This is a genomic window from Terrirhizobium terrae (assembly GCF_030323265.1).
In the GTDB taxonomy this organism is placed as follows: domain Bacteria; phylum Pseudomonadota; class Alphaproteobacteria; order Rhizobiales; family Rhizobiaceae; genus Neorhizobium.
Window position 1 is genome coordinate 71,531 of sequence record NZ_CP104992.1, and the last position, 14,705, is coordinate 86,235.

12 protein-coding genes and 3 pseudogenes are annotated in these 14,705 nt (G+C 62.5%); 11 read left to right on the forward strand and 4 right to left on the reverse strand.

Annotated elements, in window-relative coordinates; all coding sequences use genetic code 11:
- Nucleotides 1-8 precede the first annotated feature (8 nt).
- The 3 genes and pseudogenes from N7E02_RS08320 (at nt 9) to hydA (ending at nt 2,039) form a co-directional block, all read left to right on the forward strand.
- Nucleotides 9-221: an antitoxin MazE-like protein gene (locus tag N7E02_RS08320; RefSeq protein WP_286581409.1), complete on the forward strand. Its 213-nt coding sequence runs from the start codon at nt 9-11 to the stop codon at nt 219-221.
- The gene (locus N7E02_RS08325) at nt 218-550 is read left to right on the forward strand and encodes a type II toxin-antitoxin system PemK/MazF family toxin (RefSeq protein WP_286581410.1); all 333 of its coding nucleotides are present in this window, start codon (nt 218-220) and stop codon (nt 548-550) included. The genes N7E02_RS08320 and N7E02_RS08325 overlap by 4 nt, the downstream gene beginning before the upstream one ends.
- A 35-nt stretch (nt 551-585) precedes the next feature.
- A pseudogene (gene hydA / locus N7E02_RS08330) lies at nt 586-2,039 on the forward strand (dihydropyrimidinase).
- 55 nt (nt 2,040-2,094) lie between these two features.
- Here the strand turns inward: hydA and N7E02_RS08335 are convergent.
- Nucleotides 2,095-2,508, reverse strand: coding sequence for a cupin domain-containing protein (locus N7E02_RS08335; protein ID WP_286581411.1), 414 nt, complete (start codon nt 2,506-2,508; stop codon nt 2,095-2,097).
- A gap of 126 nt (nt 2,509-2,634) precedes the next feature.
- On the opposite strand from N7E02_RS08335, the gene N7E02_RS08340 reads away from it, so the two are divergent.
- The 8 genes and pseudogenes from N7E02_RS08340 (at nt 2,635) to N7E02_RS08375 (ending at nt 12,705) form a co-directional block, all read left to right on the forward strand.
- Nucleotides 2,635-3,432 (forward strand): ABC transporter ATP-binding protein, encoded by a 798-nt coding sequence (locus N7E02_RS08340; RefSeq protein WP_374730676.1) that lies wholly within the window; start codon nt 2,635-2,637, stop codon nt 3,430-3,432.
- 261 nt (nt 3,433-3,693) lie between these two features.
- Nucleotides 3,694-4,029, forward strand: coding sequence for a hypothetical protein (locus N7E02_RS08345; RefSeq protein WP_286581412.1), 336 nt, complete (start codon nt 3,694-3,696; stop codon nt 4,027-4,029).
- Nucleotides 4,029-4,928, forward strand: coding sequence for an ABC transporter permease (locus N7E02_RS08350; RefSeq protein ID WP_286581413.1), 900 nt, complete (start codon nt 4,029-4,031; stop codon nt 4,926-4,928). The genes N7E02_RS08345 and N7E02_RS08350 overlap by 1 nt, the downstream gene beginning before the upstream one ends.
- The gene (locus tag N7E02_RS08355; protein WP_286581414.1) at nt 4,925-6,052 is read left to right on the forward strand and encodes an ABC transporter permease; all 1,128 of its coding nucleotides are present in this window, start codon (nt 4,925-4,927) and stop codon (nt 6,050-6,052) included. Before N7E02_RS08350 ends, N7E02_RS08355 begins: the two co-directional genes overlap by 4 nt.
- 55 nt (nt 6,053-6,107) lie before the next feature.
- On the forward strand, nt 6,108-7,073 hold the full coding sequence (locus N7E02_RS08360) for an ABC transporter substrate-binding protein (protein WP_286581415.1): 966 nt from the start codon (nt 6,108-6,110) through the stop codon (nt 7,071-7,073).
- Between the two features lie 273 nt (nt 7,074-7,346).
- A pseudogene (locus N7E02_RS08365) lies at nt 7,347-8,545 on the forward strand (efflux RND transporter periplasmic adaptor subunit).
- Entirely contained in the window at nt 8,542-11,838 is a 3,297-nt protein-coding gene (locus tag N7E02_RS08370) for an efflux RND transporter permease subunit (RefSeq protein ID WP_286581416.1), read from the forward strand. The pseudogene N7E02_RS08365 and the gene N7E02_RS08370 overlap by 4 nt, the downstream one beginning before the upstream one ends.
- A gap of 165 nt (nt 11,839-12,003) precedes the next feature.
- Entirely contained in the window at nt 12,004-12,705 is a 702-nt protein-coding gene (locus tag N7E02_RS08375) for a Crp/Fnr family transcriptional regulator (protein ID WP_286581417.1), read from the forward strand.
- Nucleotides 12,706-12,797: 92 nt separating this feature from the next.
- On the opposite strand, the gene ureG is transcribed toward N7E02_RS08375, so the two are convergent.
- The 3 genes and pseudogenes from ureG to ureE all read right to left on the reverse strand — a co-directional run bounded on the left by ureG (nt 12,798) and on the right by ureE (nt 14,704).
- The gene (gene ureG, locus N7E02_RS08380; RefSeq protein WP_286581418.1) at nt 12,798-13,409 is read right to left on the reverse strand and encodes an urease accessory protein UreG; all 612 of its coding nucleotides are present in this window, start codon (nt 13,407-13,409) and stop codon (nt 12,798-12,800) included.
- 41 nt (nt 13,410-13,450) lie between these two features.
- Nucleotides 13,451-14,151 (reverse strand): annotated as a pseudogene (locus tag N7E02_RS08385) (urease accessory protein UreF).
- Nucleotides 14,152-14,173: 22 nt separating this feature from the next.
- On the reverse strand, nt 14,174-14,704 hold the full coding sequence (ureE, locus tag N7E02_RS08390) for an urease accessory protein UreE (RefSeq protein WP_286581419.1): 531 nt from the start codon (nt 14,702-14,704) through the stop codon (nt 14,174-14,176).
- Nucleotide 14,705: the final 1 nt, after the last annotated feature.

The window sequence follows — 14,705 nt, forward strand, 5'->3', positions numbered from 1 at the left end:
AGCAATCGATGGGACGCCCGACAGAATTGTCACAGGAGGAACGCGCAGACTTGCTGCGTCGCGGCTATCGCCCTGTCGAAATTTGGGTGCCGGATCTCGGAAATGAAGCTCTTCGTCTGCAACTGCAGGAGGAGGCCCATCGGATCGCGATCGCCGATCGGACAGACAACATCATGGATTGGGTAGATACCGTCGGTCCTACCGATTGGGACAAGCCATGAAACTAAGCCGTGGAGATGTCGTTATTGCGGTTTTCCCCGGCGAACTTGGCAAACCCCGACCCGCAGTCATTCTACAATCTGATGATCTCATCGAAATCTTCAGTACGGTTCTCGCATGCCCTATGACCACACATCTCATCGACGCGCCTTTGCTGCGCCCAATCATCGTGCCGAACGCAGAAAATGGACTGCAGGAAGTAACTCAAACCATGGTCGAGAAGATCTCGCCGCTAAGAAAAGAAGTGATCCGGCAGCAGATCGGACGATTGAGCGACGGTGACTTGAGGAGGATAGAGGCGGCATTGCTGCACATCGCCGGCCTTACTTAATTGACACATTAAAAGAAGCCAACAGGGGAACGACCATGGCCACAGTGATCAAGAACGGAACCATCGTCACCGCCGACCTCACCTACAAGGCCGACGTGAAGATCGACGGCGGCAAGATCGTCGAGATCGGCCCTGACCTGAAGGGAGACGAGGTTCTCGACGCCACCGGCTGTTATGTCATGCCGGGCGGCATCGACCCGCATGTACATCTCGAAATGCCCTTCATGGGCACCTATTCCGCCGATGATTTCGATAGCGGCACCCGTGCAGCCCTTGCCGGCGGCACGACCATGGTCGTCGATTTCTGCCTGCCTGATCCCGGCCAGTCGCTGCTCGATGCGCTGAAGCGCTGGGACAACAAGGCGACGCGCGCCCATTGCGACTATTCCTTCCACATGGCCGTCACCTGGTGGGGCGAGCAGGTCTTCAACGACATGAAGACAGTGGTTCAGGACAAGGGCATCAACACCTTCAAGCACTTCATGGCCTATAAGGGCGCGCTGATGGTGAACGACGACGAGATGTTCGCCTCGTTCTCCCGCTGCGCCGAGCTCGGCGCCCTGCCGCTCGTCCATGCCGAAAACGGCGATGTCGTCGCCGCCATGCAGCAGAAGCTGATGGACGAAGGCAATAACGGGCCGGAAGCGCACGCCTATTCGCGCCCCGCCTCCGTCGAGGGCGAGGCGACCAACCGCGCCATCATCATCGCCGACATGGCCGGCGTGCCGCTCTACGTCGTCCACACCTCCTGCGAACAGGCGCACGAAGCGATCCGCCGGGCGCGGCAGAACGGCATGCGCGTCTATGGCGAGCCGCTGATCCAGCACCTGACGCTCGATGAAAGCGAATATTTCGACAAGGACTGGGATCATTCCGCCCGCCGCGTCATGTCGCCACCCTTCCGCAACAAGCAGCATCAGGATTCACTCTGGGCCGGCCTGTCCTCCGGCTCGCTGCAGGTCGTGGCGACAGACCACTGCGCCTTCACCACAGACCAGAAGCGCACCGGCCTCGGCGATTTCCGAAAGATCCCGAACGGCACCGGTGGGCTGGAGGATCGACTGTTGATGCTCTGGACCTATGGCGTGGCGACCGGCCGCATCACCATGAACGAATTCGTCGCCGTCACCTCCACCAACATCGCCAAGATCCTCAACGTCTATCCGAAGAAGGAGCGATCCTGGTCGGCGCCGATGCCGATATCGTCGTGCTCGACCCGAAGAAGTCGAAGGTGATCTCGTCGAAGACCCAGCAATCGGCGATCGACTACAACGTCTTCGAGGGCAAACAGGTGACCGGCCTGCCGCGCTACACGCTGACCCGTGGCGTCGTGGCCGTCGAGGACGGCGCAATGAAGAGCCGCGAAGGCCACGGCCAGTTCGTCGCCCGCGAGCCCTACCCTGCCGTCAACAAGGCCCTGTCCACCTGGAAGGAACTGACCGCGCCCCGCAAGGTGGAACGCACCGGCATCCCGGCGAGCGGTGTGTAAGATGAGGGCATCCGTTTCGATCGGCAGCCTCTCCGTCCACCGGAAGAGATCGTTGTTAGGCAGGCACCAGCGCATCCAGCTCCGGCAGAAGCACGACACTCTCCTGTTCATTGGGGTCGGTGCGCGCGATGATCGCGGTGCACGGCGTCGTACTGCGGTTGGCGGGAACATGCGGCACGCCGGCGGGAATGTAGAAAAGCTCGCCCGCATGGACGACGACATGGTTCTCCAGCCGGTCGCCATACCAGGTGTCGGCCGAGCCGGACAGCATGTAGATCGCCGTCTCGTGGGACTGGTGGAGATGGGCCTTGGCCTGCCCGCCAGGCGGGATGGTCAGAAGATGCATGCAGATGCCCTGCGATGCGACGCTCTGGGCAGAAATGCCCTCGAAATAGCTCAGCCCCTGCTTCCCGTCATAGGACGAGCCCGGTTTCACGATGCGGCAGGTGGGCTTTGATGCGGTATCCATCGCCATGTTCCTCCTTAGAGATCAGTACTCCGACCTTCTATCACAATCAGTGCCCGAGACCGACGAAATCCGCCGTAGGCGGAGCTTCGGTTTCATCCGTGACACGAAAATGGGGCTGATGCCGACATGCCGATAAATGCCAATCAGTCTTCGGTCGTCTCCGCCAGGAAGCTCGGTCTGACCTTCGAGACCGGCGACGGCCCGGTCCATGCGCTATCCAATGTCGACCTGGAGGTGAAAAAGGGCGATTTCGTCTCCTTCATCGGCCCCTCAGGCTGCGGCAAGACGACGTTTCTGCGCGTCATAGCTGATCTTGAGACGGCAACCTCGGGCGAGATCGCCGTAAACGGCATGACGCCGGAAGATGCGCGAAAGTCACGCTCCTACGGCTATGTCTTCCAGGCACCGGCACTCTATCCCTGGCGCACAATCGAGAAGAACATCGCGCTGCCGCTGGAAATCATGAACTACACAGCGGCGGAGCGGAAGGCGCGCATCGAGCGCACGCTCGACCTCGTCAATCTTGCGGGCTTCGGCAAGAAATATCCCTGGCAGCTTTCCGGCGGCATGCAGCAGCGCGCCTCGATCGCCCGTGCGCTTGCCTTCGATGCCGACCTCCTGCTGATGGACGAACCCTTCGGCGCCCTCGACGAGATCGTCCGCGACCACCTGAACGAACAGCTGCTGAAACTCTGGGCGCGGACGGAAAAGACCATCTGCTTCGTCACTCACTCCATTCCCGAGGCCGTCTACCTTTCGACAAAGATCGTCGTCATGTCTCCCCGCCCCGGCCGGGTGACCGACGTGATCACCTCGGCGCTTCCCAAGGAACGCCCGCTCGAGATCCGCGAGACGCCGGAGTTTCTGGCGATCGCCCATCGTGTGCGCGAGGGGCTAAGGGCGGGGCATAGCTATGAGGAATAATCTCTCGAACATGCCGTCCGCACTGTCGAAAGATACCCCCTCTGCCCTGCCGGGCATCTCCCCCACAAGGGGGAGATCACAAGCGGCACGCCCATCGCCTCCAGGCAATGTCGAGAAATATGCAAAGGTCAATGACGGAATGGTTGGCAAGCCCCCAGCTGATCTCCCTCCTTGTGGGGGAGATGCCCGGCAGGGCAGAGGGGGTGAGTCGCGGGGTAAGACCATCGCTGGCAACATGGCGCATCACGAGGAACCGGCCCCATGAACCCCGTCTTCCTCCTCTGGCTCGCAGGCGCCATGGCGGTCTTCCTTGCCGCAGCCACCGCGTCGCGTGCCTATATCGCCACCAGCAACATGCTGCTGCTCGTCTTCTCGCTCACGCTCTACTGCGTCGGCAACCTGATGATGGTGAAACTGATGCGCGAGGGTGGGCTTGGGCTGGCGATCTCGGCTTCGGCCATCGCGCAGCTGCTGCTGATCAACGTCATCGCCGTCTTCATCTTCGGCGAGAAGCTGAGTGCGACCCAGCTTGCCGGCGTCGGGCTCGGGGTCGCGGCGATGGTGCTGATGCTCTTTCCGATGGGGGCGAAAGGCTGATGCGACAGGAAAAGCTGTTTCAGCACCGTATCCTGCCCGTCGCGACGATCGTGCTTGCCATCATCGCCATCTGGTATGCCGGAGCCTACTTCATGAACGCCCCCTTCCAGCGCGATCTCGACCGGCGCGGCAATGTCACCTCGACTTCCATGGAATTCTTCGAAAAGACCATGTCGCAGCCGAAACCGACGCTTCCGGCGCCGCATCAGGTGGCAACGAACGTCTTCGAAAACACCTTCCTGCGCCGCGTCACTTCAAACCGCAGCCTCGTCTACCATGCCTGGGTGACGCTCTCGTCGACCGTCGTCGGCTTCACGCTCGGCACGCTGCTCGGCATCCTGATCGCCGTCGGCATCGTCCATGTCCGGGCGCTGGAGCGCAGCCTTATGCCCTGGATCATCGCCTCGCAAATGGTGCCGATCCTTGCCGTAGCACCCATGGTCATCGTCGTACTCGGCGCCGTCAACATTACCGGACTTCTGCCCAAGGCGCTGATCTCGACCTATCTCTCTTTCTTCCCCGTCGCCGTCGGCATGGTGAAGGGCCTGCGATCGCCGGAACTGATCCAGCTCGACCTGATGCGCACCTATAATGCGAGCGGTGCCCAGACGTTCTGGAAACTGCGCGTGCCGGCCTCCATCCCCTTCCTCTTCACCTCGATGAAGGTTGCGATCGCCGCCAGCGTCGTCGGCGCGATCGTCGGCGAACTGCCGACGGGAGCGGTGGCCGGCATCGGCTCCAAACTGCTCGCCGGCGCCTATTACAGCCAGACGATCGATATATGGGCGGCGCTGATCGCCGGCTCGGTTCTCGCCGCACTGCTGGTCGCGATCGTCACCCTTGTCGGCAGGCTCGTCGACCGCGCCATGGGGACAAAACCGCAAGGGAGGCCGGCATGACCATGGTGATGCGCTCCTGGCAGTCCTGGCTTGCACTCGTGCTGGCACTTACAGCGCTGGCCACGTTCCCGCTCGGCATTTCCGACATCCCGGACCCGTACGTGCCGGTCAGGATGTTTTCCGTCTACGTGCTGGCGATCGGCGCCGCTGCCGCATCGCTTCTGCCGCTTCCAGGCCTTTTCCTCGCCGTCGTGCTTTTCGTCTGCAGCCACCTTTCGGTTGGCCTGCTTCTCTCACGGCTCAACGGCAATGAAGGAAGCGCATCCCCTGCCTTCCTCTTCGTCCTTGCCGCCAACTGGCTGCTCGCCTGGCGCTGCGTCAGCCTGCTCTCGGCCATCAAAACCCGATCGAGAGCCCTCGACGGCCTGCTGCGCCTCGTCATTCCGGCGATCTTCGGCGCCTGGATTCTGATCCTCTGGGAAGCAATCACCCGCGGCCTCGGCATCCCCTTCATCATCCTGCCGCCACCATCCGCGATCGGCGCCCGCCTTACCACTTCCGTCCCGACGCTCTGGACCGATGTCCAGCAGACTGTCTTCAAGGCCGTCGTCTTCGGCTATGTCGTCGGCTGCGCTGTAGGCTTCGCCGTGGCGATCCTTGCGGACCGCATCGCCTTCTTCCGCCGAGGCCTGCTGCCGATCGCCAACCTGATGTCCGCCCTGCCGATCATCGGCGTCGCCCCCATCATGGTCATGTGGTTCGGCTTCGACTGGCAGTCCAAGGCCGCCGTCGTCATCGTCATGACCTTCTTCCCGATGCTGGTGAACACCATCGCCGGACTTTCGGCAGCAGGTTCCATGGAACGCGACCTGATGCGCTCCTACGCATCGGATTACTGGCAGACGCTGACCAAGCTGCGCCTGCCGGCGGCCATGCCCTTCATCTTCAATGCGCTGAAGATCAACTCGACACTGGCGCTGATCGGCGCGATCGTGGCGGAATTCTTCGGCACCCCGATCGTCGGCATGGGCTTCCGGATATCCACCGAGATCGGCCGCATGAATGTCGACATGGTATGGGCCGAAATCGCCGTTGCGGCGCTGGTCGGCTCGGTCTTTTATGGTGTCGTGGCGCTTGGCGAGCGCGCGACGACATTCTGGCATCCGTCTAACCGTGGGGGTTAGGCGCAACGAACCGCCCGCGTAACATCGCAAGGGCGGAAAACAGAGGGTGACGGCAATGAAAAAGATCATGATGGCATTGATGGCCGGGGCAATGTCCCTCGCCGCCGCACAGGCGTTTGCAGCCGACGCGCTGACGCTGCAGTTGAAATGGGTGGCCCAGGGCCAGTTCGGCGGCTATTACGTCGCCAAGGACAAGGGCTTCTACGAAGAGGAAGGCCTCGACGTGACGATCAAGCCGGGCGGTCCCGACATCGCGCCCGAACAGGTCATTGCCGGCGGCGGCGCCGACGTGATCGTCGACTGGATGGGCGGCGCTCTGGTGGCCCGCGAGAAAGGTGTGCCGCTCGTCAATATCGCCCAGCCGTTTCAGAAATCCGGCCTCGAACTGATTTGCCCGAAGGACGGCCCGGTCAAGACCGAAGCGGATTTCAAGGGCAAGACGCTCGGCGTCTGGTTCTTCGGCAACGAATATCCGTTCTTCGCCTGGATGAACAAGCTCGGCCTGAAGACCGAGGGCGGCGCCGACGGCGTGACCGTGCTGAAGCAGAGCTTTGACGTGCAGCCACTCGTCCAGAAGCAGGCAAACTGCATCTCGGTCATGACCTATAACGAATACTGGCAGGCGATCGACGCCGGCTTCAAGGCCGAAGACCTCGTCGTCTTCAACTACACGGCGCTTGGCAACGACCTGCTGGAAGACGGCCTCTACGCGCTCGAAACCAAGCTCGCCGATCCGAAGTTCAAGGAAAACATGGTCAAGTTCGTCCGCGCCTCCATGAAGGGCTGGAAATACGCGATCGACAACCCGGATGAAGCCGCCGAAATCGTCATGGACAATGGCGGCCAGGACGAAAACCATCAGAAGCGGATGATGGGCGAAGTCGCCAAGCTGATCGGCGACGGCAAGCTGGACATGGGAACTTACGAACGCACGGTGAAGGCTCTTACCGACCAGAAGATCATCAGCAAGGCACCGGAAGGCGCCTATACGGCCGATATTACGGAAGCCGCGCTGAAATAATCCGGCAACAATTGCATTCGATATTCTTCATGCCCGGCAACAAACCGGGCATTTTTTTGCCATGAGCACATGTCATTTCGTCGGCTGGCGACGGATTGATCGTGAGACGATGAACACGTAAAAGTGGCGCCAGAACATGCAGATAATTTTTCCGCCTTATGCCGGAAGTAATTGTCGGATGCAGAGTTCACCGCGCGTCATACAGGGAGGAGGTATGGCGGCGCGACTATGTCGGTCGTGTGGACCTGCTTCTCCGAACATTGGATTTGCTGCATGTCTTACCGCCCATCGAACTCGATCCTGCCGCTGATTGCTTTGCTTGTCGCCTCTCCACTTGCGGCACAGGAAGCAAATGCTCCGGCAGCATCTCAGGCAAAGCTCCCGGCGATCGTTGTGACCGAAGCGGTGAAACGGCCGCTGACGGACCGTATCGTCGCGACCGGTACGATACGCCCGGTCGACGAAATCCAGGTCCAGCCGCTCGTCGAAGGCCTTTCGGTCAAGCAGCTCAATGTCGATGTCGGCGATGAGGTCAAGGCAGACCAGGTACTCGCGACGCTGAACGACGATGCGCTGATCCTGCAGAAGAGCCAGTATCAGGCCAACAAGGCCAAGGCCGAGGCATCGGTCGCCCAATACGAGGCGCAGGTCATCGAAGCCGAAGCCAATCAGGATGACATGGTGCGTCGGCGCGACCGCACGGAAAAACTCAGCGAGAACGGCACCAGCACGATTTCGCAGTTGGAACAGGCCAATGCCCAGGTCCAGGTCGCGCGCGCCCGACTCAACGCCGCGCGGCAGTCCGTCACCGTCGCGCAGTCCGATGTCCGCGTTATCGAGGCCCAGCTTGCCGATGTCGAACTGCAGCTTGCCCGCACCGGCGTGAAAAGCCCGGTCGATGGCGTCGTTTCGGTCAAGAATGCCAAGGTCGGCGCCATCGCCTCGGGCAACGGCGATCCGCTGTTCACCGTCATCCGCGACGGCGCGATCGAACTGGTCGCCGATATTTCCGAAACCGACATCCAGAAGGCCAAGATCGGCCAGAAGGCAGTCGTTGCGGTTGCCGGCAACGGCAAGGAGATCGAAGGCCGCGTGCGGCTCGTATCACCGACCGTCGACCCGACGACAAGGCTCGGCCTCGTCCATGTCGAGATCGATGCCGATAGCGGCGCGCGCGCCGGCATGTATGGCCGCGCCTCCGTCATCGTCGAGGAAACCGAGGCGCTTGCCCTCCCTTGTCCGCCGTGACAGTCGGCCGACAGGGCGCCACCACCCGCAAGGTGGAAGACGGCGTCGTCAAGCAGGCCGAGATCGTCACCGGCTTCCAGGACGGCGGCTTCATCCAGGTCGTCAGCGGCATCGAGGCAGGCGACGTCGTCGTGGCCAAGGCCGGCGCCTTCGTGCGCGACGGCGATCACATCAAACCCGTTCCCGAAGACAAAACCGCCAAGGCCACGGAGAATTCCCAATGAACTTCTCCGCCTGGTCGATCAAGAATCCGATCGCGCCGCTGCTCGGTTTCGTGCTGCTGATGGTCGTCGGCATTCAGTCCTTCTATGCGCTGCCGATCACCCGCTTCCCTAACATTGACGTTCCCGTCGTCTCCGTCACGGTGGCGCAGAGTGGTGCCTCGCCGTCCGAACTTGAAATGCAGGTGACCAAGGAGATCGAGGATGCGGTCGCCTCGATCAGCGGCATCGACGAGATCCAGTCGACCGTCACCGACGGCCAGTCGCTGACCACGGTTGTCTTCCGCATCGAAAAGCCGACGGCGGAAGCCGTGCAGGACACCAAGGACGCAATCGACAAGATCCGCGGCGACCTGCCGGCCGGCATCGAGGAACCCATCGTCACCAAGGTCGATGTCGAAGGCCAGGCGATCCAGACCTTCGCCGTCTCCTCGCCAAACATGACGCTTGAGGAACTTTCGTGGTTCGTCGACGACACGATCACCCGCGAATTGCAGGGCGAGCCCGGCATCGGCCGCGTCGATCGTTACGGCGGCGCCGACCGCGAAGTGCGTGTCGCCCTCAACCCGGCCAAGCTCGACGCCTATGGCATCACCGCCGCCGACGTGAACACGCAGATGCGCGGAACCAACGTCGACCTCGGTTCGGGCCGTGGTCAGGTGGCCGGCAACGAGCAGTCGATCCGCACCCTCGGCGACGCCCGCGACGTGGCGCAGCTTGCCGATACCTCAATCGCGCTCCCCAACGGCCGCTTCGTCAAGCTGTCCGAGCTCGGCCGCGTCACCGACACCTATGAGGAGCCGAAATCCTTCTCGCGCTTCAACGGCACCCCGGCTGTCACCTTCGCCGTCTTCCGCGCCAAGGGTGCCAGCGAGGTCTCGGTTGCTGAAACCGTTGCCGAAAGCCTCGACATCATCCGCAAGGCCCATCCGGACGTCGCGATCGAGATGGTCGACGACAGCGTCTACTTCACTTACGGAAACTACGAGGCGGCACTCCACACGCTGATGGAAGGCTCCATCCTCGCCGTTATCGTCGTCTTCCTGTTCCTGCGCAACTGGCGCGCGACGCTGATCGCCGCCGTGGCCTTGCCGCTTTCCGCCATCCCGACCTTCTGGATCATGGATATCATGGGGTTCTCGCTGAACCTCGTGAGCTTCCTGGCACTGACGCTCGCCACCGGCATTCTCGTCGACGACGCGATCGTCGAGATCGAAAACATCGCCCGCCATATCAAGATGGGCAAGACGCCGTATCGCGCGGCCCTGGAAGCCGCCGACGAAATCGGCCTTGCGGTGATCGCGACGAGCTTCACCATCATCGCCGTCTTCGTGCCGGTCTCCTTCATGCCGGGCATTCCGGGCCAGTATTTTATCCAGTTCGGCCTCACCGTCGCCTTCTCGGTCTTCTTCTCGCTCGCTGTAGCGCGCCTGATCACGCCTTTGATGGCCGCCTATCTGATGCGCGCCGAAGACGCGATGGACGACCACGAGGACAATGACGGCTGGATGATGCGCGCCTATACCCGCCTCGTCACCGGCACGACCCGCAAATGGTACTGGCGCTATGCCACCCTCATTGCGGCAATCGCCTTCCTCTTCGGCTCCATGGTCCTGCTCAGCAAGGTACCCGGCTCCTTCCTGCCGCCGGACGATTCATCGCGCGTCGTGCTGTCCGTCGAACTGCCGCCCAATGCGACGCTCGACGAGACCGATGTCGTCAGCGCCCAGGTCTTCGAGGCCGTGCGCAATATCGATGGCGTCGAGAGCGTCTTTACCCTTGGCGGCGCCTCGCCCAAGGGCGATCTGGAACTGCGCCGCTCGACGGTCCGCGTCATCCTGAAGAATATCGATCACTCGCTGGTCAAGACGCTGGTCAACAAGGGCCTCGGCGGCCTGCCGCTGATCGGCGGCTACCTGCCGAAGCTGCCGGAAAACGGCCGCACCCGGCCGCAATGGGATGTGGAGAAGGATATCTTCGCCGCGGTCCGTTCCATCCCGGACGTGCGCATTTCCAAGGTCAACGACCGCGCCGAGCGCGAGCTCTCGTTCAACTTCCTCTCCTCCAACGAGGACGACCTGAACGAGGCGGTCAGCCTCTTGGAATCGCGCCTGCGCGCCTCCAGCATCCTGGCCAACGTTTCGTCCGACGGCGCCCTGCCCCGCCCAGAACTGCAGATCCGACCCCGCATGGCGGAAGCCTCGCGCCTCGGCATCACGCCGCAGCAGATCTCGGAGACAGTCCGCGTCGCGACGATCGGCGATATCGATGCGAACCTCGCGAAAATCTCGCTCGACAGCCGGCAGATCCCGATCCGCGTCCAGACCTCGCTCGACGTGCGCCGCGACCTGCAGGCGATCCGCAATCTCAAGGTCAAGACTTCGTCCGGCTCCATGGTGCCGCTTACCAGCGTCGCCGATATCGACTATGCGGAGGGCCCGAGCTCGATCAAGCGCAACGACCGCAACCGCGTCGTCGCCATCGGCTCCGACGTCCCCTTCGGCACGGCACTGGATTCGTCAACCGCCGAGTTCAAGCGCATCGTCGACGAGACCGAGCTTCCGCCCACGGTGCGGCTGGCCGAAAGCGGTGACGCGAAGGTCCAGGCCGAAATGCAGCAGAGCTTCGGCAATGCCATGCTGCTCGGGCTGATGCTGGTGCTCGTCGTGCTGATCCTGCTGTTCAAGGATGTCATCCAGCCCTTCACCATCCTCTTCTCGCTGCCGCTCGCCATCGGCGGCGTTGCGGTGGCGCTGATCGTCACGCAGAACGCGCTTTCCATGCCGGTGCTGATCGGCATTCTGATGCTGATGGGTATCGTGACGAAGAACGCCATCCTGCTCGTCGATTTCGCCATCGAGATGAAGCGGCACGGGCTGGAACGGGTTCACGCCATGGTCGAGGCCGGCCGCAAGCGCGCGCGGCCGATCATCATGACCTCGATCGCCATGTCCGCCGGCATGCTGCCCTCGGCCATGGGCGTTGGCGAAGGTGGCTCCTTCCGCGCGCCGATGGCGATCGCGGTCATCGGCGGCATCATCGTCTCGACCGTGCTGTCCCTCGTTGTCGTGCCGTCCTTCTTCCTCATCATGGACGACCTGTCGCGCCTGCTCGGAAAACTCTTCGGCCGCTTCGTCGGGAAGAAGGAAGAGGACGAGGAAGTCCTGTCGCCGGAAGAACTCACGCGCCGGACGCAGAGCAACGACCGCGGCCTTTCCGATCTCCAAGAGCGCCTGGTCCAGATCGAGCAGGACACCGGCACGCGCGGCATCGGCGCCCAGCGCGGTATGCGATGATCCAGACGGCCGCCATAAAGGCGGCCGTTTCCGCTCTTGGCATGCGAATTCTGCCGAGGACGAAATGCATCGCACATTTGATCAGTATCAAATCCCTCTCTTCAGCAAAGGCTATTGTACCACCATGGGTGGTCAAAACAGTCGCATAGGGAAGAGATGGCGGACATGAACAGCAACCTGAAGCTCAACAATCGAGACCGGGCCGTGCTTCTCAAGGCCCCGTTCCTTGCGGGCCTGAGCCAGGAGACCCTGGTTCGCCTGATGTCGGCGATGACGGTGAGCACGCTTCCCGCCCGAAAATTCGTGGCGCGCGAGGGTGAACCTGCTGACGCCTTCTATTGCGTTTTGAGCGGCTATGTGCGCCTCTTCAGGCTGAGCCGCGAAGGCCGCGAGGCCGACATCATGGTCTGCGCCCCGGGCGATACCTTCGCCCAATGCCTGCTTTTCGGCGAAAACACCTATCGCTACAACGCGCTGACCGCCGAGCCGACGACGCTGGCCCGCTTTGACATGCAGGCGGTGCGCGAGCTTGCCCAGGAGGAGCCGGAGATCGCCAGGGCCGTCATCGCCTCGATATCGCGCAATCTGCAGGATACGATCGACTGCATCACCAATGACCGGCTGTTCACCGCGCCCCAGCGCGTCGCGAATTACATCGTCAGCCGCTGCCCTGACGAGCGGGGACCGGCCTCGATCCGCCTGCCGTTCCAGAAGAACCTGCTCGCCGGCATGCTGGGCCTGGCGCCCGAGGCACTGTCTCGCGCCTTTTCCAGCCTGCGCAAGGCGGGCGTGACCGTCCGCGGTCGGATTATCCAAGTCGGTGATGTGCAGGCTCTGCGAGAATCCGACGCTTCGAGGACACGATAGACAGAGCGGGTCCTTGATCCACGCGTGTTGCGACAGGGGTGTCCAGCAACAGGCGTTGGCCGGCGGCTGGAGGGCTGCCGGCCTTTTTTGTTTCAGAGTCCGCCCTGACGGCGCAGGAACTCGACGATATGGCCGACCCCCTCGCCGCGCTTCAGGTCGGTGAAGACATGCGGCTTCATCTCGCGCATGCGCGCCGCGTCCCGGTCCATCACATCGATATCGACACCCACATAGGGCGCCAGATCCTTCTTGTTGATGACGAGCAGGTCCGAGCGGGTGATGCCCGGCCCGCCCTTGCGCGGGATCTCCTCGCCCTGACAGGTCGAGATCACGTAGATGGTGATGTCGGCAAGATCCGGCGAGAAGGTCGCCGCCAGATTGTCCCCGCCCGATTCGATGAACACGACGTCGAGATCCGGGATACGCTGGTTGAGGCCCGCGATCGCCTGCAGATTGATCGTCGCATCCTCGCGGATCGCCGTATGCGGGCAACCGCCCGTCTCGACACCGACGATGCGGTCGGACGACAGAGCCTGCATGCGCACCAGCGCATCGGCATCTTCCTTGGTGTAGATGTCGTTGGTGACGACAGCGACGGAATAGTCGTCGCGCATCGCCTTGCAGAGCTTCTCCGTCAGCGCCGTCTTGCCCGAGCCCACCGGCCCGCCGATGCCGACCCGCAGGGGTCCGTTCGCCGATTTCATCATCATGTCCTTTCGATTGTCGCCACAGCTTAGTTCCGCCGTCAGGAGCGAAAAAGCCGCGAATGCTGTGTTTCGTGTCTGAGTGCTGCGATCTCTGCCTGCACCGCCGAAGTCCCGAGATCATCGAGGTTCGTGCTCGACGCCTGCCGTGACACTTCCTCAACCGGTGCCTCCAGCGCCGCAAGAATGGCCACCCCTGCGCCTGCCCGGCCACACTCAGCCGGATGCCGGCCGAAACGGCCTGGGACACGGCGGCATGCAGATAGGCGGCCAGCGCTTGGGACAAGGACACGTCGTGCCCCGCAGCCACCGCACCAACCGCGACCGGAAACGGCAGATCCTCCGGCAGTCGCTCCAGCACCGGATGCGGCCAAGCCGCTGCTGCCGTCGCAAAAGCCTTGCCCAAAGACAGCGTCTCGCTGAACCGCTCCGCCGAACCGGCGAGCACCAGCCCCAACGCCGCGACATCCCGAAGGGCAGCATCATTCTCCGCCTGCCGCCAGGCCTCGGAAAACAGCACCGCATCGTTCCACAGCGAACCGTGAGCCAGCAGCGTCGCAAGCCAGTCCTGCAGATCGTCGGCGTTCTTCACCAGACCATCGGCAACCGCCCGCTCCAGCCCGCCCGACCAGGCAAACCCGCCGATCGGAAAGGCCGGCGAGAGCCAGGCCATCAGCCGCAGAAGCGCCCGCGTATCGATGGCACTCTCAGGCCTAGCATTCGCCAGCCGCTGCGCCGGCATTTCCTCCCCATTCACGTGCAGATCAGTCGTGATGGTGATGACCGTCGCCATGATCGTGCCCATGGTGACCATGATCATGATGGCCGTGGTCGTGGTGATCGTGGCCATGGGAATGGGAGCCATGCGAGTGATAGGCACCCCGCGCCGGCTGAAAACCCTCTTCCACATCAGAAACCGTCGCGCCGAGGCCCTGCAGCATCGCGCGGATTACGTGATCCCGCAGGATCAGGATGCGGCCTTCCTCGATCTGCGCCGAGAGATGCCGGTTGCCGAGATGCCAGGCGAGCTCGATCAGATGCAGCGTATCGCGCGCCTTCACTTCGAACAGCTTTTCGGGCGCTGCCTGCACCTCCACCGTGTCGCCATTGTCGAGCACCAGCCGGTCGCCATGATGGAAGAGTACGGCCTCTTTCAGGTCGAGCATCACCATGTCGCCATTGGACAGATGCAGCAGCTTGCGGCGAAGATGGCGCAGGTCGTGCGGCAGGCTGACGGTATCGATGGGCGGATCGGAGATCTCGCCGGCCGGGCGGTAGGAATGGATGTGCTGCATG